Origin of the sequence: Asaia prunellae JCM 25354, from assembly GCF_000613885.1 — a bacterium.
Classification (GTDB): domain Bacteria; phylum Pseudomonadota; class Alphaproteobacteria; order Acetobacterales; family Acetobacteraceae; genus Asaia; species Asaia prunellae.
On the sequence record NZ_BAJV01000015.1, the window covers coordinates 18,140 to 38,622 of the forward strand.

A 20,483-nucleotide genomic window follows, 5' to 3' on the forward strand; every position below is an offset into this window, starting at 1 on the left:
GGAATCAAAGGGAGAAATTTTCTCCCAGATAGACGCGACGTACGTCTTCATTCGCGACGATCTCCTCAGGGAGGCCTTCCATAAGGACCTGACCGGAATGCATGATATAGGCCCTGTCGATGACCTCAAGGGTTTCGCGTACGTTATGATCTGTGATCAGCACCCCGATACCACGATCCTTGAGATGTGACACCAGATCACGAATTTCGCCAACAGCGATCGGATCAATACCTGCAAGCGGTTCGTCGAGCAGGATGTAATTCGGCTGACTGGCCAGGGCACGGGCAATTTCCAGACGACGACGTTCGCCACCCGACAGGGCCAGGGAGGGCGAATGACGCAGATGCGAAATGCCGAACTCAGCCAGAAGTCCGTCAAGCATGGTCTGACGACGATCGTAATCCGGTTCTATCACCTCAAGAGCGGCCAGAATATTTTGCTCAACATTCAGCCCGCGGAAGATGCTGGCTTCCTGTGGCAGATAGCCAATTCCGAGACGGGCTCGCCGGTACATGGGCAGCTGCGTGATATCGGCACCATCAAGGGTAATTGTACCTGTATCAGGCTGTACGAGACCAACGATCATGTAAAAACTAGTGGTCTTGCCTGCACCGTTCGGCCCAAGCAGTCCGACGGCTTCGCCGCGCTGTACCTGAAGGGAGACGTTGCGAACGACCTGTCGTTTTTTATAGCTCTTGCCGATCCCGTGGGCGATCAGCCCCGTCTTCACCTGAGGGTCATCCATGACCTCTTGCAGGATGACGGTTTCGTTGTCGCTCATGGATGTGTCTCTCCGGGCTTGCTGCTCGAGGCTTCATTGGGAATGACCATGCCTTCGACGCGCTGGCCCGGCGCCGGATTCATGATCGCGACACCCGTTTTCATGTTCACGATGGCTGAGGCGCCGTTATTCTGGTTCTGGCCACTTGTAACATGCACATGGCCGATGAGCCGTGCCATCTGTGTGTCAAATACATAAACGCCCCGGTCACCTGTTGCTGTTTCGTTGGGTGTTCGCAACATGACATGGCCCCAGGCATAGGCACGATCAAGTTTGGACGAACGCTGCGCCGAGCCATCGCTGCCGGAGGCAGTTTTCGCCTGAGCAGGTCCGGCGTTATCCGGTTTGCTGAAAGCGACCAGAACATCAGCTTGATGCGCTTGCCGTCATTGGTGGTGACAGTGGCGTCGCCACGGCCGACCGACATGCGCGTATTGGCATGATATTCCATCACATCCCGCGCTGTCATGACGTCCTGGGGGGTTGTGAGTTTGAGCGCCTTGCCTGTCATGACCAAGACAGCCTGATCGATGTCATAAAGCGCCTTGTCTCCCCAGGCCTGGTCAGTGGATGTGTAGATGTGCACGTGACCAATGGCCTCCATACGGTACAGCTCCATCGAGCCGCCCATGGCACCATCGCCGTCTCCTTTGCCGTTATCGGCTTTTGAATCACCCTGGGGCGGTGGTGGCGCATTGGGGTCGGGTGCCTTCTTGCGCAGGAAACCGATCAGCTGATCCGCGTCGATCGTCACATCGCCTCTTACAGCCCGCGCCTGATCAACGAATGTAACTGTCTGGGCGTCGTGGTCATAGGTCTGAGGACCGGCAGAGCTGATATGAACCTGTTCGCCATGAGACATGTCGATGGCCTGTGCCAGAGCCCCGGAGCTGGAAAGACCGACGAGTGTTACACCGGCAACAGGCAGGCCGATCAGAAGCGAGCTCAGGGTCAGGGCAGGGATGAGGCGACGCATCATGGGGCCTTGTGTGCGGGTGAAGTAAGGGCAGGCATGGCATCCTGACGGTCATCATTGCGGATAACGCGTTGCGGTCCGACGAATTGCAGCAGATTGTCATGCTGGTCGATAAAATAGCCTTGCGCATCCAGGATGCCAAATGGCCCTTCGGCATGCACCCAGTCATTCGAGGCAATGACACCCCGATGCAGATCGATGTCAGCGGTCAATCCGTTCATGAGCGTACCATCATCGCGATAGAGTACGACATGACCGGTCAGGTTCAACGTCTGCTCATGCTGCATGTAGACACCCTTGTCTGCCGTGATTTGTGCCCAGTTACCGCCGGCCATATGCGTGTCAGCAACCGGATCAACCAGATCGATGCGATCAGGGCCATTCTGATGGGCAATGCGCGCCGTGACCATATAGGGGCGGTTATGGACGTCGAGACCGCGATAGATGGCCCCCTCGAGATTACCGCTTTCAACGCGCATCTGCGCCATTTCCTGCATGACAGCGCGATTGGCGCTGAGCCATCGTGCAATTTCGGGCCAGACGGCAATCGATCCCAGAAGCAGGGCGGCGAGAAGGGGAAGCGCCCATTTGGCCGTGTCGAGCAGGCGACGACGCGAAGCGAGATCGGATGAGGTCGGTATGGCGCGCTCGCGCGACTGGCCCTGCTCACGCATGGCTTCCCGCAATGCGGCCAGTTTGACAGCATCGCGAGAGAAATCATCGCGCTGCGGGCGCTTGTGGTCTTCAGGAGGCGAACTCTCCGTCATGCGATTCCCGTGCGAAGCAGGTCGTGAAGTCGGACGATCCCCAGAGGGTGCCGGTCATCGTCAAGGATAAAAAGACTATTGATCGCTTTGCGTCGTGCCGTCATCAGGTGAACGACCTCCTGAGCGAGTATGTCACCTTTTGTGGTGATTGGGTCGCGATTCATGATCTCGCCTGCTGTCGTTGTATCGAGATTGCGCGTCAGGGCAGGACGCAGATCGCCATCGCTTACCAGACCGATCAGTGCCCCGGTTTCATCAATAATCCCGATGCAGCCGAACGCCTTGCGTGTCATTTCCATGATGACATCCGAAAGCGTCATGTTGGCCGTGCCAAGCGGCATGGCATTGCCGACATGCATGAGCTTGCGGACCGGCTTGAGCAGCGCCCCAAGCTGGCCCCCGGGATGGAAGGCGCTGAAATCATTTGCGGTAAATCCCCTACGTTCCAGCAGGGCGATGGCGAGTGAATCGCCAAGAGCAAGTTGCATGATGGTGCTGGTGGTCGGTGCGAGCCCCATCGGACAGGCTTCGCGCGCGCGCGGCAGGCACAGGACAACGCTGCTGGCCCGCGCAAGGGTGGAGGCTGGCGCAGAGGTCATACCGATTACCGGAAGAGCATGACGGGCCGCATGTTCGAGTAGCGCTGCCAGCTCACTGGTTTCACCGGACTGGGAGAGCAGCAAAAGCGCGTCCTGAACATCGATCATGCCAAGATCGCCATGGGCGCCTCGGCAGGATGTACAAAAAACGAGGGCGTACCAGTGGAAGCAAAGGTCGCCTGAATCTTCTTGCCGATATGGCCGGACTTGCCGATCCCGGAGACAACAACGCGCCCCTTGGTGCGGGCGATCAATGCAACGGCCTCGGTGAAGGAATGGCCCAGCATATCGGGGATCATAAGGGCGGTTTTCAACGCCGACAGGCCCGTGATTTCTGCGGAAAGGGTGGCACAGGCGCTATCAAGTGCGGCGCCGGGGCCGTATTCCGGATCGGTCACGCTCCGCGAACCGGATGAGGGAAGCTCGGTCATGCGTTCTCTTCCCGCTTTGCTGGCCTGAGGTCAATCACCCAGTCCCATCTGAGCAAGGCCTTTCTGTGGCGTTTCGCTATGATCCCGGGAATATCTGGATGTGTCTGACCGGGACGCATGATGCGTCCGGTCAGGTAATTAGGCGCGGTGAGAGAAGATATCAGGCTCTTCATAACCCAGGATATCCAGGCGCCCACGTGCAGGCAGGAAGTCATAGCAGGCCTGTGCTAGCTCCCGCCGTCCTTCACGAATCAGCAGGGCTTCGAGTTTGGCCCAGAGCGCGTGCAGATGCAGGACATCCGAGGCTGCGTAGCTGAGTTGTTCGGGGGTAAGTGTTTCGGAGCCCCAGTCGGAAGTCTGCTGCTGCTTGGCAAGATCAACGCCCAGAAGCTCACGGCAAAGATGCGCCAGACCGTGACGGTCAGTAAAAGTGCGCACCAGTCGGGCGGCGATTTTTGTGCAGATAACAGGTGATACGGTAATACCCAGCGCATGTTGTAGCAGGGCGACGTCAAAGCGTGCAAAATGCATCAGCTTGGTCACGCTCTCATCGGACATCAATGCCTTGAGATTGGGGCAGTCCTCATAACGGCCGCCCAGTGATCTGGGACGGATCTGGACAAGATGCGCTTCGCCGTCACCGGCAGAAAGCTGCACAAGACAAAGGCGGTCACGATGAGGATTGAGGCCCATTGCCTCTGTGTCGACGGCAACGACGGGGCCGAGATCGAAATCATCGGGAAGGTCACCATCATAGAGATGGATTGAAGCATTCGCTGCGGCCATGATGTCGGAACCCTGGGGCTAGAAAAAACGGAAGCCGACGATTTCTCGTCGGCTTTTCCGTTTTTCGTATGGTGCCCAGAAGAAGACTCGAACTTCCACGTCCTTGCGGACACAGGTACCTGAAACCTGCGCGTCTACCAATTCCGCCATCTGGGCTCAGAGGCTGTCCGGATCGCCGTTTTTTCGGCATCCCGTTCGGTGAAGAGGCGTTTACCGGGGAGTGCAGGGGGCGTCAACCGTCCCTTTGAAAAAAAGAGGAAAAAATTCATGCAACGCTCTGTCGTTACTGTTTTCGGTGGGAACGGATTTATCGGACGATCACTGGTGCGCCAGCTTGTCTCCAAGGGGCATATCGTCCGGGTAGCGTCGCGAGCGCCGCAAAAGGCGACTGCGCTGATTGCAGAAGGACCTTCAGGGACCATCATGCCTGTTTATGCCAGTGTGACTGATTCAGCCTCGGTGCAGGCAGCATTGAAGGGGGCGGATGCCGCGATCAATCTTGTTTCGATCCTGACCGAGACAAGGAAGACGAGCTTCAAGGCCATCAATGCGGAAGCACCCGGCCGGGTCGCGCATCTGGCCGCCAAGGAAGGGGTCGCCCGTTTCGTTCAGGTCTCTGCCATCGGTGCGGCTGCTGACGCACCATCGCACTACGGAAGGAGCAAGGCGGAGGGAGAGAGACGTGTAAGGGAAGCTTTTCCCGACGCGATCATTCTGCGACCCAGCGTCGTATTCGGTCCCCGGGACAGCTTTCTGAACATGTTCGGCTTGATGGCCAAACTGCTGCCCGTTCTGCCTGTGTATTATCCTGATACTCGCCTGCAGCCGGTCTATGTCGAGGATGTCGCCCACGCAGCGCGCCTTTGCCTTATCCAGGAGAGTGAGTCGTTTGCGAAAGGACAGGGCGTGTTCGAGCTGGGTGGCCCAGACCGTATGAGCATGATGGAAATCATAAAATTCGTCGCACATGCGGTGGGACGCAAACCTCTTTTTCTGGAGGTGCCGAACGGTCTTGCCATGGCGCAGGCGCGGCTTTTCGAAAACCTGCCTGGAAAGCTGCTGACGCGCGATCAGCTGGCGATGCTTGGTCAGGATAACGTTGTGGCATCTGATGCGGCGACTTTGCAGACCTTGGGAGTCGCTCCCCAGGGCGTTCATGATCGGGCTCCTGAATATCTGAGAAAAATCAGCGTATTGCGAACCTTTCTCAACTAAATGGTCCGAAACGGACCTATTAATTTCCGGTTTATGTCGTTTTCGTGCAAAAAGAACAAATAAGCGCAGCAATAGGTCAGCATTGATGACTTATCGTTAGTTTGGGCTTGGCTTACCTCTCCTTCATGTTTCGAGAGGCGCCCGTCGCGCTTGCTCGCTCAAGGGGAGGACGTGACGTGGCCGAACGGATGCTGCAGTTTGTCTCATTGCCGCAGGAGATGCCTGAAAAGCGTGCGGCCGCCGAACGGCGTGAGGATTTTGGTGAGATCTACCAGGCCTTTGCAGTGGACCACGCAGAGCGTCAGGCGAGCCGCTGCTCCCAGTGCGGTGTACCGTTCTGTTCGGTTCACTGCCCGCTGGGGAACAATATTCCCGACTGGCTGAAGCTCACTGCCGAAAACCGTCTGGAGGAAGCCTATCGTCTTTCTGCTGCAACCAACAGCTTTCCGGAAATCTGCGGTCGTATCTGCCCACAGGATCGACTGTGCGAAGGCAACTGCGTCATCGAGAAAGGGTTTGAAAGCGTCACGATCGGCGCAGTCGAGAAGTTTATCACGGAGACAGCATTCGAGCAGGGCTGGGTCAAACCGCGTCAGCCTTCACAGGAACGGGCCCAGAGTGTCGGTATCGTCGGCGCTGGACCGGCCGGTCTCGCAGCAGCGGAGTGGCTGCGGGCGCTCGGTTATCAGGTGCATGTCTATGACCGTCACGACCGTATCGGGGGATTGATGGTTTACGGGATTCCGAGCTTCAAGCTTGAGAAACACGTAATCACCCGCCGCCATGAATTGCTTGAGGCACAGGGTATTGTTTTCCACCTTTCCACGCCAGTTGGCAGTGGAGCGGGAGAGACATCCTTTGAGAGCCTGCGCAAGAAACACGATGCGGTTTTCCTCGGGACAGGTGTCTATCGTTCGCGTCAGGTCTCTGTGCCGGGCAGCGGGCTGGGCGGTGTCGTTCAGGCTCTTGATTTTCTGACAGCGTCGAACCGTCGTGGCTATCATGAAACACCGGGTGATGATGCCATTCTTCACGCCGGGGGCAAGCATGTGGTTGTGATCGGCGGTGGCGATACGGCCATGGATTGTGTACGCACCTCGATCCGTCAGGGTGCCGAGAAGGTGACCTGCCTCTATCGTCGCGACCGGGTGAATATGCCGGGTTCGGTTCAAGAAGTGAAAAATGCGGAGGAAGAAGGCGTCGAATTTGCCTGGCTGGCCGCACCAGAAGCCTTTCTGGGCGACGACACGGTGACTGGCGTCCGTGCTCACAGGATGCGTCTCAGTCTGCCTGATGCGTCAGGGCGTCAGTCCGTCGAGGCTGTGCCGGAGAGTAGCTTCGTCATCCAAGCCGACCTCGTTATCAAGGCGCTAGGCTTTGATCCTGAAGATCTGCCCGGTACGTGGAATGCGCCGGAACTGGCCGTTACCAAATGGGGCACATTGAAGGTTACGCCCGGTCGCTTCGAGACCAGCATTCCGGGTGTCTTTGCCGGTGGCGATATCGTGCGCGGCGCCTCGCTGGTGGTCTGGGCCATTCGTGACGGGCGTGAGGCCGCAGCAGAAATGCACCAGTTCCTTTCTGAAAAAGAGAACGCGACAGCAGATCAGGCTGCCCATCTGGTGGCGGCGGAGTAAGAGCCATGACCGAGAAGAGCTATATCGAGTCCTATCAGGACAATGTTCGTGCCCTCGAAGGTCTTTACGATCCGACCATGGAGCGTGATGCCTGCGGCGTGGGCCTTGTGGCTGCACTCGATGGCAAGCGTCGTCGTGATGTGGTTCTGGCCGGCATTGCTGCCCTCAAGGCGCTGTGGCATCGCGGTGCCGTCGATGCCGATGGCAAGACCGGCGACGGTGCGGGTATTCATGTCGAAATTCCGCAGGATTTTTTCGCTGAAGCCATTCACAGCGCCGGTGACGATCATATTGAGGGTCGTATTGCGGTTGGAATGATTTTCCTGCCGAAGACCGATCTGGCATCGCAGGAAGCTGGGCGCGCGATTATCGAAAGCGAGATTCTCGATTTCGGTTATGGCATCTATGGCTGGCGCCAGGTCCCGATCGATACGGCCTGTATCGGTGAAAAGGCCAATGCGACGCGCCCCGAAATTGAACAGATCATGGTGCGTAACCGGCTCAATCGCTCGGAGGCTGAGTTCGAGCGCGATCTTTATGTCATCCGTCGCCGCATCGAGAAGGCAGCCGCCAAGGCGCATGTCGATCTTTATGTGTGCTCGCTCTCCTGTCGCTCGCTCATCTACAAAGGCATGTTCCTTGCTGAGAACCTGACGGATTTCTATCCTGATCTTCTCGATGAACGTTTTGTCTCGCGCTTTGCGATCTATCACCAGCGTTATTCGACCAATACCTTCCCGACCTGGAAGCTGGCCCAGCCTTTTCGTCGGCTGGCACATAATGGTGAAATCAACACGCTTTCCGGCAATGTGAACTGGATGCGCAGCCACGAGACCCGTCTCGCGAATGCCGAGCTTGATCCGTACATGAACGATCTCAAACCGGTCGTTCAGGCGGCGGGCTCTGACACGGCCATGTTCGACAATGTGTTCGAGCTGCTCACCCATGCCGGGCGTGATGCCCCCATGGCCAAGACGCTGATGGTGCCCGCAAGCGCTGGTGGCAACGCGGCCATGACAGACAAACATCGCGCCTTGTTCTCCTACTGCAATGCCGTGATGGAACCATGGGACGGTCCTGCGGCCATCTGTGCGACTGATGGGCGCTGGGTGGTGGCCGGGCTCGACCGCGCCGGTCTGCGCCCGCTGCGCTACACCATCACGCAGGACGATCTGCTGATCGTGGGTTCCGAAGCGGGTATGGTGCGCGTGCAGGATGCCAATACCCGTATGAAAGGGCGCCTCGGGCCGGGAGAAACTCTGGGTATCGACCTGCATGAAGCCAGACTCTACGCGCCGCAGGAGCTGCTCGATCTTCTGGCCGAGCGTCAGGATTTCATTTCCTGGACAAAGAACATTCGCAACATCAGCTCGGTCGTGCGTGGTGATGTGGCGGAACCGGTGTTGTTCACCTCCGATCAGCTCCGTCGTCGCCAGCTGGCCATGAACCTGACCCATGAGGAGATGGAGACCATTCTCCATCCTATGGTTGAAACCTCGGCAGAGGCGATCGGTTCGATGGGCGACGATACGCCGCTTCAGGTTCTGTCGAGCACCTATCGCGGGCTTGCCCATTACTTCCGTCAGGGCTTCAGCCAGGTCACGAACCCGCCTATCGATTCCCTGCGCGAAATGAACGTGATGAGCCTCGTCACGCGTCTCGGGAATCTGGGCAACATCCTGGACCAGTCCCCCGAGCAGTGTGATCTGCTGCAATTGCCGAGCCCTGTGCTCACCACGGGTGAGTTCGAGGCACTGCGCAATTTCTGCGGCAGGGACGGTGCGACGGTGGATTGCACCTTCCGCGCCGCCGATGGCGAGGCCGGGCTGCGCGACGCCATTGCGCGTATTCGCCACGAGGCAGAAGATTATGTGCGTGGTGGTTGCACCCATCTCTTCCTTTCCGATGAGGGGCAAAGCGAGGAACGGGTGGCCATCCCGATGATCCTCGCGACTGCTGCCGTGCATATCCACCTTGTGCGTCAGTCCCTGCGTACCTTCACCTCGCTCAACGTCCGCTCCTCCGATGTGATGGATGTGCATGGCATGGCGGTGACGGTGGGGGTGGGGGCCACGACCGTGAATCCCTATCTGGCGCAGGAATGCATCGCTGATCGCCTGCAGCGCGGGCTGTTCGGGGAGTTGTCACTGCGTGAAGCTGTGGAGCGTTACCGCAAGGCGCTCGACAAGGGGCTGCTCAAGATCATGTCGAAATCCGGCATCTCCATCGTTTCAGCCTATCGCGGCGGGTATAATTTCGAGGCGATCGGGCTGTCTCGTGCGCTGGTGGCCCAGTTCTTCCCCGGTATGCCTTCGCGCATTTCGGGTATCGGTCTACCTGGTCTGGCGCGTAATGTGCTCAAATCGCATGAGATGGCTTACGCGGGCGGTGTGGATGCCCTGCCGATTGGTGGTCTGTACAAGCTGCGTCGCAAGGGTGAGATTCATGCCTTCAGCGGGCAGCTCATCCATATGCTTCAGACGGCCGTCTCGACCGACAGTTTCTCTCTGTTCAAACGTTATGCCGATGCCGTGCGTCGTCAGCCCCCGACCGCACTACGCGATCTGCTCGATTTCCGTCGTGTGCGGGAGCCGATCCCGGTCGAGGATGTGGAGAGCATCACCTCCATTCGTCGCCGTCTGGTAGCTCCGGGCATTTCGCTTGGTGCACTCAGCCCGGAAGCGCATGAGACCTTGGCCATCGCCATGAATCGTATCGGCGCAAAGTCGGATTCGGGTGAGGGTGGTGAGGACGCCTCGCGCTTTACGCCGCGCGAGAATGGCGACAATGCGAGCTCAAAGATCAAGCAGGTGGCCTCGGGGCGCTTTGGCGTCACGGCGGAATATCTGAACAACTGCAGTGAGATCGAGATCAAGGTCGCTCAGGGGGCCAAGCCCGGTGAGGGCGGACAGCTGCCCGGATTCAAGGTGACAGAACTGATTGGCAAACTGCGTCATGCCACACCGGGTGTGACGCTGATCTCGCCACCGCCCCATCATGACATCTATTCCATCGAGGATCTGGCGCAGCTCATTTACGACCTGAAGCAGATCAACCCCGAAGCAACCGTTACGGTCAAGCTGGTTGCCCGTACCGGCATCGGCACCATTGCCGCCGGTGTGGCCAAGGCTAAGGCCGACGCCATCATGATTTCGGGTCATTGCGGCGGTACGGGTGCCAGCCCGCAATCCTCGATCAAATATGCCGGTCTGCCGTGGGAAATGGGGCTGACCGAGGCTAATCAGGTGCTGACGCTCAACCGTTTGCGCCATCGCGTCACGCTGCGTACCGATGGTGGTCTAAAGACCGGGCGTGATGTGGTGATGGCCGCCATGCTGGGCGCCGAGGAATTTGGCATTGGCACGGCAGCGCTGGTCGCTATGGGCTGCATCATGGTGCGCCAGTGCCACTCGAATACCTGCCCCGTGGGCGTATGCGTTCAGGATGAGGAATTGCGCGCCAAATTCGAGGGGACGCCCGAGAAGGTCATCAATCTCTTTTCCTTCATTGCCGAGGACGTCCGTAATATTCTGGCCGAGCTTGGCTTCAGAAGTATGGAAGAAATCATCGGGCGCACGGATCTTCTGCGTCAGGTCTCGCGTGGTGCAGATTATCTGGATGATCTGGATCTCAACTCGCTGCTGGTTCAGGCCGATCCGGGACCTGATGCCCGTTATTGTACCCGAAAGGGCCGCAATGAGGTGCCGGAAACGCTCGATGCTCAGGTTATTGCCGATGCAACCCCGCTATTCGAGCATCGTGAGAAGCTGCATCTGCATTATACAGTGCAGAACACGCATCGTGCCATCGGAACGCGCGTGTCATCGTTGATCACGCGCAAATTCGGAATGAAGACCCTGCCGGAAGGTCATCTGACCTTGCGTCTGCGCGGTTCTGCCGGACAGTCTCTCGGGGCCTTTGCGGTGCAGGGGCTGAAGCTCGACGTTGTCGGCGATGCCAATGATTATGTTGGCAAGGGGCTGTCAGGAGGCACGATTGTCGTGCGCCCATCTCCTACGGCGACCTGGCGTTCGGAAGAAAATGCTATTATCGGCAACACCGTGTTGTACGGCGCAACGGCAGGAGCGCTGTTTGCGGCCGGTCAGGCCGGTGAACGTTTTGCCGTGCGTAATTCTGGCGCGACAGCCGTCGTCGAAGGCTGCGGTTCGAATGGCTGCGAATACATGACCGGCGGAACGATCGTGGTTCTTGGGCAGATCGGCGACAATTTCGGGGCAGGTTTCACGGGCGGTATGGCCTTTGTGCTCGACAAGAACGAGACCTTCGAAGCACGGGTCAACCCGGAAACCCTTCTTTGGGGTCGTGTCGAGGCAGGAAGCGCCTGGGAAGAGACCCTGCATGGCCTCGTACAGCGTCACGCTGATGAGACCGGCAGTGCCTATGCAAAGGAATTGTTACATCGCTGGGATCGTGTATTGCCGCAGTTCTGGCAGATTGTGCCACGCGATTACGCACGTATCATCGGTTATGAACTTCCACATGAGGTACAGGCGCTCTCAGCCTGACTTTTGACTTCAGGAAAAAAGCCGGCATCACAAGATGCCGGCTTTTTCATGCCCGGTCATAACCGGCTCAGAGATACGGGTGAAATGATAATCATTCCTCCATGAGTTCGGGCTATTTCCTTATTATTCTTGGTCTCTGTTCGTGAGGTAGGCTGCATTCCTTCTTTGGCAAGGTACCTGACAAGGTCTATCGAGAACGAGTTTTGCATGATCCGTATAGCCGTCATCGGAATAGGGCAGATTGCCCGACAGCAGCATCTGCCCGTCATTGCGCATGATCCGGATTTCACTCTTGTGGCAGCTGTATCGCCGGTTCCCACCGTCGTGGAGGTCCCTGTTTTCAGGTCACTTGCCGAACTCAAGAAGAGCGGTCTGGCAGTGGATGCGGTAGCCCTCTGCACGCCTCCCGACCTGCGTTACGCCCTTGCCCATGAGGCGCTCTCTGCCGGGTGGCATGTGCTGCTCGAGAAACCCCCGACCCTGACACGTTCACAGGCGGTCGCGCTGGTGCACCTGGCCAACCAGCAGAATCTTACGGTTTTTGCTGCCTGGCATTCTGTCTATTCCGCCGCCGTGCCGGAGTTGCGGAAAGTGCTGCCAGAGCTTGGATTAAAACATGTAACGATTACCTGGAAGGAAAATGCCGAAAAATGGCACCCCGGTGCTTCCTGGCTATGGCAGGCAGGAGCGCTGGGTGTTTTCGACGCCGGAATAAACGCCTTGTCCATTCTTTGCGCGGTTTTGCCTGAAACGGTTTTATATGAATCGGCAAAATTGTATTTTCATGCTGGGCAGCAGGCCCCTTGCGAGGCGACGTTATCTCTTCGGGGGTGCAGCTCGGCCGTGCCGATCTCCGTGCAGTTTGACTGGCGCCATGATCCTGAAAACGAGATCTGGGAAATCATATGGGAGGGAGAAAACAGCAACAGGGTCGTTCTGCAAGACGGAGGCGCCCGGCTTCTCGTCAATGGATGTGAAATGATACAATTACCCAGTCAGGAATATGCAGGGGTTTATCAGCATTTCGCCTCCCTGATTGGTCAGAAGATGTCATCTCTCGATCTGGGGGCTCTTGATCTGGTGACGGATGCCCTTGCTTTTGGTGAGCGGGTACATCGTCAGTAACGCTTGCAGAAATTGTGATATGAACAACCGGGTACTGGAATGTTCATGTTTCAAATTATCAGCAGGCGATCACATTCCTCGTTTTGCCCAGATGGAAGTACCTGACCCCGGCTTGTCGTGGTTGCGAATGCGGTTCATCACAGTGCGACAATATTTCGCGGCTCTGGATGAAAACAATGACAAAAACGGCGCTGGGACGGATAGTGCGCAAAAGCGCGCTTTTTCTGCCTTTCACGGCTCTATTGATGTGCAGCACAGCGGCAATGGCAGAACCAATGCGGTTCCTGCGTACCCTGCTCAATACAGGGGGCAAGACTCCTGAACTCTGCCTGCGTTTTGCTGATGCACTCGATAGTCAGGCCGGGCCGCACTATGCCGACCATGTCCAGATCACGCCCGGTCTCCGCCCCGACATCAGGATCAGCGATCACGATCTGTGTCTGGGAGGTCTTTCCTGGAGTACGCGCTACAGGATCACGATCAGTAACGGGATTCACGATGCCAACGGCAGAATTCTTGCCCAGCCTGTAACTGTCAGTATGGCCACAGGGGATCGCAAACCAACCCTGAGTCTCGCCGGTGACGGGTTCATCCTGCCTCGTCGCAGCGTAGCCGGTCTTGACGTCCAGACCATCAATATGGACAGCGTGCGCCTGAGTGTCTGGCGTCTTTCACCCAATGCCGTACAGAACATGACAGGTCAGGAGGTTTATCCTAGAGTCGATACGACAGAAACCTCGCTGGAAACCTATGAGTTCAACAGGCTCCGCGATACCCGTCTCAGTCAGGTCTGGTCTGGTACGCTGGAGACAAAGGGCGCGCGCAACGGAAGTGTGGTCACGGCTTTTCCGATCGCGAAGCTGGTTGAAGGCCAGAAGCCGGGTCTCTACCTCGTCACGGCCGAAAATGCGCGTACACCCAGAAGCGAGAGTCGTATCGCGACCTCTGAAGACAAGCCAACAGACTCTTCGGACGGATATGACAGTGATTACGGTTCAGCGATTGCTGCGCATTGGGTGAATGTCAGCGATACGGCATTAACCACGATGCGTGGTGCTGACGGTCTGCATGTCTTTGCACGTGCCTTTTCAACAGCACTGCCGCTCAAGGGCGTCACCATTCGTCTGGTCTCCCAGGGAGGAGATGATCTCGGACGAGCGGTCAGCGATAATGAGGGTCAGGTTGTTTTTCCTGTCGCACTGACACGAGGCAAAGGAGTGAACCAGCCTGTCTCTCTTATTGCGACAAGTCCGAATGGCGATTTCTCGACTGTCTCCCTGACGCAGGCCTGGTTCGATTTTTCCGATCGCGGGGCAGAAGGTCATCCTGCACCAGGTCCCCAGCAAACGGTCATCGTGACAGATCGCGGTATTTATCGTCCGGGTGAGACAGTCAATGCGACGTTCCTGCTCCGCAATCCGCAGGGCAAGGCGCTGGATACGCTACCGCTCACCGTTATTCTGCGTCGTCCCGATGGCGTCAAGGCGCAGACCCTGACCCTGAAACCGCAGGAGGGGGGAGGATTCGTCAACAGTTTTGCCCTTTCGCCAAGCGCTGCCCAAGGAAGCTGGTCCCTGGAGGCCTATGTCGACCCGACTCTGCCTCCTGTTGGTCGTGCGTCTGTTCTGGTGCAGGATTTCGTGCCGCAGACTATCGCCGTTGATATTAAACCGGCCAAAGAGGTTCTGATCGAAGGCGAAAAGCTCCAGATTGCCCTGGAAGGACGCTACCTCTATGGCGCGCCCGCAGCGCATCTCCATGGTGAGGGGCTCGTGCGTATCTTGCGCGATGAGGCGCCTGTGCCAGGAGCGAAAGACTATGTCTTTGGCCTGCAGACCCAGAGTTTCAGCCCTGACCAGCAATCTGTCGTCGTGCCCGACACGGATGATACCGGTCATGCGGAAATTGCTGTCTCGCCGGATCTGCCTGAAGGGCTGACCCTTCCGCTCAAGACGGAAATCAGACTGGGTCTGTTTGATCCTTCGGGGCGAAGCGTCAGCAAGACAATATCGCTTCCGATCATGCGTCATCGCCCTCTTATAGGGGTGCGTGTTACGCCCCCTGTCATGGGGGATGATATCGTAACCCGCTCTGTGCCGGTCGACGTGATCGCGGTGACGCCTGATAACAAGCCTATTGCGTCTCATGTCCTGACCTGGACGCTGGTGCGTGAAAACGAGACGTATGACTGGATATCCGAAGCGCGTGGCTGGCATTTTGCCCGTCATGTGATCGATGAGCCGCTTCAGCATGGGCGTATCACGACTGACGCACAGGGCAGGGCGCATTTCGCCACCGAGCTCGATAGCGGCAGGTATCGTATGATCCTGACTGATCCTGAAACGAATGCAGCCAGCTCCCAGCGTTTTACCTCTGGGTGGTGGTCCGATAGCAGTGACAAGTCCAATGCTCCTGACAGGCTGAGTCTTTCCGTGCGCGACAAGGTTCTGCCTGCAGGGGGCCAGACAGTTGTTCATGTTGAAGCGCCTTTTGCCGGCGAAGCCCAGATCGTGATCGCGACAGATCGGGTGCAAAGCATAAAAACGGTCAAGCTGCCCAAAGGTGGGCTCGATATTCCTGTCACAGCAGAATCTGACTGGCCGGGCGGGGCTTATGTTCTGGTCACGGCGTTTCGACCCCTCGATACACCGGCCCGCCCCCATGAACCTTCCCGCGCTGTAGGACTCGCCTATATTGGTCTGGATCAGTCGGCACATCACTTGAAGGTGGCGGTCGACACGCCCCCGGTCATTCGACCACAGACAAAGACGATGCTTCCCCTGACGGTACAGGGCGGGAAACACGTGCATCTCGTCGTATCAGCCGTCGATCAGGGTATTCTTGCCCTGACACAATGGAAGCTGCCTGATGTGTTTGATCTCGTCTACGGACGCAGGGCCTTCGGTCTGGATGTGAAAGACAGCTACGCTCATCTGATGACACCGGTCGGCCAGGCAGGTGCCCTGCGTGAAGGCGGAGATGAGGGCGGGGATGGTGGCGGCCTCTCCGTGACGTCTACCCGTATCGTATCGCTCTTTTCCGGGACGATAACGCCGGATGAGCATGGCCATGCACTTGTCCCGCTTGAAGTTCCCGATTTTGAAGGCACCTTGCATCTGATGGTGACCGCATGGTCCGATGACGCGCTGGGATCGGCAGAGTCCGATCTGCTTGTTCGTGACCCCGTGTTTGCCGATCTGACCCTGCCACGTTTTCTGGCGCCGGGCGATGTCGCCACAAGCCTGGTATCCCTGATCAATACAGAAGGGGCACCGGGGCATTACGTTGTTACACTGAACGCCGATGGGCCAATCCACCTGACCGGGTCATCGCGTTTTGAGGCGGATCTGCAGAAAGGTGCCCGTCAGTCTTTCGAAACGTCGCTCCAGGCTGGAGAGTCGGGCATTGCGCATCTGACGGCCAGGCTTGCCGACAAACGCGGTCACCTGATGCTGACACGCAACTGGTATCTGCAGGTCCGGCCGGGCCATCTGCCGGTCACGCAATCGAGCGAGGAGAAGCAGGATCCGGGCCAGAGCTATCAAGCTTCCGCCTCGTTGCTTGCTCCTTTCGAGCCCGGAAGTTCTGTTGTCACGCTCGGCTATTCCGGTGTGCACGGTCTCAATACGATTGCCCTGCTTCAGAACCTTGAGGCAGGGTACAGCAACGAGACGACAAGTCTCGCCGCTTCTGCGCGTGGGCTTCTGGCCTTCAAGGGCCATGAAGCGCTGGCACGTATGACCGTGCCGGAAGGCGCACAGAAGAGGATCGAGACCGCTATTGCCATGCTGATCGATCGTGAGGATGCGGGCGGGCGTTTTGGTTCATGGCGGCTCAATGATGGCAGACTGCTCCCCTGGGAGCAGATTTATGTTGTTGATTTTTTGACCCGGGCCAAAGAGGCAGGTTATGCTGTTCCACAGGATGCGCTTGATCATGCGCTTGACTGGCTCGTCACATCTCAGGTGCAAAGCCCCGGTGTCGAGGATCGCAACCAGGACCAGTCCGAAAATGCGGTGACACCAGAAACGCGGGCTTATGCCCTGTATGTTCTTGCACGTGCAGGACGTCTTGATACGCCCGCATTGCGTGCTCTGGGCGATAATGTGACATCCCGCGCGGTCAACGGGGCTCAGCAGGTCTTCTGGGGCAGCTATGCCAGTCAGACTACTTTTGCCAATCCGCTCGCTCTTGGACGTCTGGCTGGTGGTCTTGCCCTGGCCAATGAACGTCAGATGAGCAACACGCTGTTTGGTCTGGCTATCGACGCTCTTGGAGCGACCAGATCTGGACGCCCCACCTTTGCCGATTACCTCTACTGGGTTTACCTGCGTGATCTGGCCGGACTGGTGCCGCTGGCAGCAGAAAGCGGCAACAGGGGCCTTGCCCAGAAACTCACTGATCGCTTTGGCCTGCTCGATGTGCCTGTTTCGTGGATCAGCAATGCCACCACTACGGCTCTTCTGGAAGCTGCAGTGGCCATGAACAAACCTGATCCGGCACGTGGCATTGCGATAAACGGCACCGAGCAGTCCCGTCCGATCGCCCTGCCTCTGGCTTTTACTCCGGATGCCAAAGCGCTTGACGGAACAAAGCTGACCAATACCGGTACGGTACCGCTCTGGATGACAGTCACGATAACAGGGACTCCCAAAGAGGCTCCTGTACCGATTACCAACGGCTTTACGGTAAATGTCACGACCCGAACGCTCGACGGGTCACCCTATGATCCCTCCCGCGGAAGACAGAATGACCGTTTCGTGGTGATCGTCGAGGGAGAGGCGCAGGACCGCAATCCTCATCATTGCGTCCTGACCGAGCTGCTTCCGGCAGGCTGGGAAATTGAAAGTGTCGTACACGGTCATGAGGATGACGAGGATTCCGACACGGCAGTGGCGTCGGCCGGGCCCTCATTCCTGGGGGAAACAACGCAGACCAGCACTGTGGCTTTGAAAGACGATCGTTTCTTCGCGGCCTTTGATCTCAGAGGCGGCACCTATCATCCCAGCTCGTCCCGTATGCTGGGCAGCAATGAATTCCGGATCGCCTATATTGTACGCGCTGTTACACCGGGGCAGTTTCTTCTTCCCGAAACGCTGGTACGTGATCGTTTCATGCCAGCCTTCATGGGGCGCAACGCTGCCGGCCGGATTGTCATAGCCCCGCGATGAAGGGGCCGCGGTGGTCTGGTCATCCGCGCTGTACCATAACATGGCAGCGCGGACTGGCTGGTTTTCTTGCTGTGCTGCTCGGTCTTGCAGCTGCTTTGTATGCTGCTGACCGGATCTTTCCTCCTGATATGAAGCGGGCTGAACAACAGGCCCTGCTGTTGCAGGATATGAGGGGAGAGCTTCTCGACGGGCGCGTCAGCGCAGATGATGCATGGCGTTTTGCAACGCAACGTGAAGCGGTCGATCCTCGCTATCTGGCCTTGTTGTTGCAGGTGGAGGATCGGCGCTTCTGGTTCCACCCGGGTGTTGATCCGCTTTCCCTGATCCGGGCCGGTTTTCAGCTTGTCACACGAGGCCATATTGTATCGGGTGGCTCGACTCTGGCCATGCAGACGGCTCGTCTCCTGACGCCTCACCGCCATAGTCTGCGTGGCAAGATCTATGACATGCTGCGTGGTGCCCAGCTCGAATGGCGTTACGGGCGGAGCGGGGTGCTCGATCTCTATCTGACCCTGGCGCCGGAAAGTCGCAATATAGAAGGGATCAGGGCTGCCTCCCTGCTCTGGCTGGGTCACGAACCCTTGCATCTGAGCGCCGAAGAATCTGCACTTCTGATTGTCATGGCGCGGCATCCTCACAGCTTGCGTCCCGACCGGCACCCGGTTGCTGCACGTGCCGAAGTGGCCCGACTTCTTGCAACCCGGCCTGCTCAGGGCTGGGAGCGCCGCGGTGCCTTACCTTATGTTCTGCATATCAGTCATCTGGTGCATGACGCTCCGGGGCCGCTGAACTGGCAATGGCGCAGGGGTCTTCGCGGTGTATACCAGACCTCTATTGACCGGCGCCTTCAGGTCAGTCTGGCAGGTATTCTTCATAATACGCCTCCTCCTCCTGGCGGGACATGGGCTGCCCTGGTGGTCAGACGCAATGGCAGTATTGCTGCCTGGCAGGGCAATGCAGGTAATGGCTGCTCCGGCTGTGCAGGCGATATGATAACAGCCTGGCGCTCGCCGGGCTCAACCCTGAAACCGGCCATTTATGGCCTGGCTTTCCAGCTTGGCCTTCTGGCACCGGATACGGTGATCCAGGACAGGGCCAGCCATTTCGGTGGCTATGCGCCGCGCAATTACGACCGCATCTTTCATGGTACCACTACAGTGCGTACAGCCCTGCAGCGTTCGTATAATCTACCGGCTGTGCGGGCACTGGATATGATCGGTGCCGGATATTTTGCAGGAACGATGGATGCTGCAGGGGTCAGGCTCAAACTGCCTCCCAATAATTCTCCCAGCCTGGCTCTGGCTCTGGGGGGTGTTGGTGTTACGCCGCTCGATCTGGCAAGGCTCTACGTTGCTTTTGCCAATCAGGGGGTCTCTCACCCTCTGGGTCTAGAATGGCCTGTCGAGCCTACGCCTGGTACGCGCCTGATTGGCGCGCGGGCAAGCCGACAGATCCTCTCCATTCTTGGAGGAACGCCCTTGCCGAAAGGGCGCGCCGAGACAGGTCAGACGCGTGTCGCCTTCAAGACCGGAACGTCTTACGGGCAACGTGATGCCTGGGCTGTCGGTCTGCGTGGTGACTGGGCTGTTGTCGTGTGGGCGGGACGGCCTGATGGTACGGCGGTTCCCGGGATAACCGGTCTTGGTACCAGCGCACCTGTGCTGATGCATGTTTTCGATTTGCTGCCAGAGAGTGACGACACCCCTGCTGATTCCATGCCGCTTCAAGGCGCGCTTTCACCTGCCTTGCAGAAACTGCATGAAAACCGCGGGCCGCAGATCGTGCAGCCTGCCAATGGCGGGATGGTGGAATGCTTTGACCAGGACGGGCACGTGACGCCGCTTGGTCTGGTAGCAAGCGGCGGGGTCGAGCCTTATCGCTGGATGGTCAATGGCGTGCCACTGGACATTCCGACAGGGATTACACCGTCATGGACTCCTGATAGTCCCGGCTTTGCCCATATTGCCCTGGTGGATGCGACAGGGGCGGGGAGTGCCGTCGATATCCGGGTACGCTAGGATCAGAGAAGCTCTGGACAGGGTGATCTGCCTGGCACTGGTGGGGTGGTTACTCTGATGCCGGAAGGGGGCCGTACCGCAATGTCGTGGCGCCGGCATCCAGATGTGGCAGAGAACCATGACGCTCTGTGAACGCCTCCCGCTCCAGGCGTTCACAATAGTCCAGATAGCGGATCATTGCCCGTTCGGCCCTTGGCGTAGCGCCATACAGTTTCTTGTAATGACGCCAGAGAATGAGCGCATTGACCGACCAGGCATCATACACATGTTCAGTCAGACGATGTCGGATTGTCTGCGGCAGGGCGTCGAAAGCGGCCCAGGGATCGCCTTCATACCGGCGCCAGAGCGTCTTGCGACAGGTGCCATCATTGGTGAATTCGGTGGAGGATGAGAGGAGAGAAAGTGCGCGCATATAGTTATGTTATAACATAACTATATCAACGTCTATCTC

General features: G+C 57.9%; 10 protein-coding genes, 1 tRNA gene and 2 pseudogenes. 6 read left to right on the forward strand and 7 right to left on the reverse strand.

All coding sequences use genetic code 11. From position 1 onward, the window contains the following. Positions 1-4: 4 nt before the first annotated feature. The 6 genes and pseudogenes from lptB to JCM25354_RS12575 form a co-directional block, all read right to left on the reverse strand. Complete coding sequence (lptB, locus tag JCM25354_RS12550; protein ID WP_025886262.1) at positions 5-781, reverse strand: LPS export ABC transporter ATP-binding protein; 777 nt, start codon at positions 779-781, stop codon at positions 5-7. Continuing rightward, positions 778-1,757 (reverse strand): annotated as a pseudogene (locus JCM25354_RS18850) (LptA/OstA family protein). Before JCM25354_RS18850 ends, lptB begins: the two are co-directional and overlap by 4 nt. Beyond that, on the reverse strand, positions 1,757-2,524 hold the full coding sequence (gene lptC, locus JCM25354_RS12560; RefSeq protein ID WP_025886263.1) for an LPS export ABC transporter periplasmic protein LptC: 768 nt from the start codon (positions 2,522-2,524) through the stop codon (positions 1,757-1,759). Before lptC ends, JCM25354_RS18850 begins: the two are co-directional and overlap by 1 nt. Next, positions 2,521-3,554 (reverse strand): annotated as a pseudogene (locus JCM25354_RS18855) (KpsF/GutQ family sugar-phosphate isomerase). The gene lptC and the pseudogene JCM25354_RS18855 overlap by 4 nt, the downstream one beginning before the upstream one ends. Positions 3,555-3,692: 138 nt before the next feature. After that, positions 3,693-4,340, reverse strand: coding sequence for a ribonuclease D (locus JCM25354_RS12570; RefSeq protein WP_025886264.1), 648 nt, complete (start codon positions 4,338-4,340; stop codon positions 3,693-3,695). A 69-nt stretch (positions 4,341-4,409) separates the two neighbouring features. Next, positions 4,410-4,496: transfer RNA gene (locus tag JCM25354_RS12575), tRNA-Leu, on the reverse strand. A 111-nt stretch (positions 4,497-4,607) separates the two neighbouring features. Here JCM25354_RS12575 and JCM25354_RS12580 point away from each other — a divergent pair. From JCM25354_RS12580 to JCM25354_RS12605, 6 genes are all read left to right on the forward strand, one after another. Beyond that, positions 4,608-5,555 (forward strand): complex I NDUFA9 subunit family protein, encoded by a 948-nt coding sequence (locus tag JCM25354_RS12580; RefSeq protein WP_025886265.1) that lies wholly within the window; start codon positions 4,608-4,610, stop codon positions 5,553-5,555. A gap of 176 nt (positions 5,556-5,731) precedes the next feature. Further along, positions 5,732-7,192, forward strand: coding sequence for an NAD(P)-dependent oxidoreductase (locus JCM25354_RS12585; RefSeq protein ID WP_025886266.1), 1,461 nt, complete (start codon positions 5,732-5,734; stop codon positions 7,190-7,192). 5 nt (positions 7,193-7,197) lie between these two features. Beyond that, complete coding sequence (gene gltB / locus JCM25354_RS12590; protein WP_025886267.1) at positions 7,198-11,718, forward strand: glutamate synthase large subunit; 4,521 nt, start codon at positions 7,198-7,200, stop codon at positions 11,716-11,718. A 207-nt stretch (positions 11,719-11,925) separates the two neighbouring features. Next, complete coding sequence (locus JCM25354_RS12595) at positions 11,926-12,843, forward strand: Gfo/Idh/MocA family protein (protein WP_025886268.1); 918 nt, start codon at positions 11,926-11,928, stop codon at positions 12,841-12,843. Between the two features lie 176 nt (positions 12,844-13,019). Further along, positions 13,020-18,014, forward strand: a complete 4,995-nt coding sequence (locus tag JCM25354_RS12600) for an alpha-2-macroglobulin family protein (RefSeq protein ID WP_025886269.1) — start codon at positions 13,020-13,022, stop codon at positions 18,012-18,014. Further along, complete coding sequence (locus JCM25354_RS12605) at positions 18,011-20,032, forward strand: transglycosylase domain-containing protein (protein ID WP_025886270.1); 2,022 nt, start codon at positions 18,011-18,013, stop codon at positions 20,030-20,032. The genes JCM25354_RS12600 and JCM25354_RS12605 overlap by 4 nt, the downstream gene beginning before the upstream one ends. 49 nt (positions 20,033-20,081) lie before the next feature. Here JCM25354_RS12605 and JCM25354_RS12610 read toward each other — a convergent pair whose 3' ends face one another. After that, positions 20,082-20,444 (reverse strand): DUF6525 family protein, encoded by a 363-nt coding sequence (locus JCM25354_RS12610; RefSeq protein WP_025886271.1) that lies wholly within the window; start codon positions 20,442-20,444, stop codon positions 20,082-20,084. Positions 20,445-20,483: the final 39 nt, after the last annotated feature.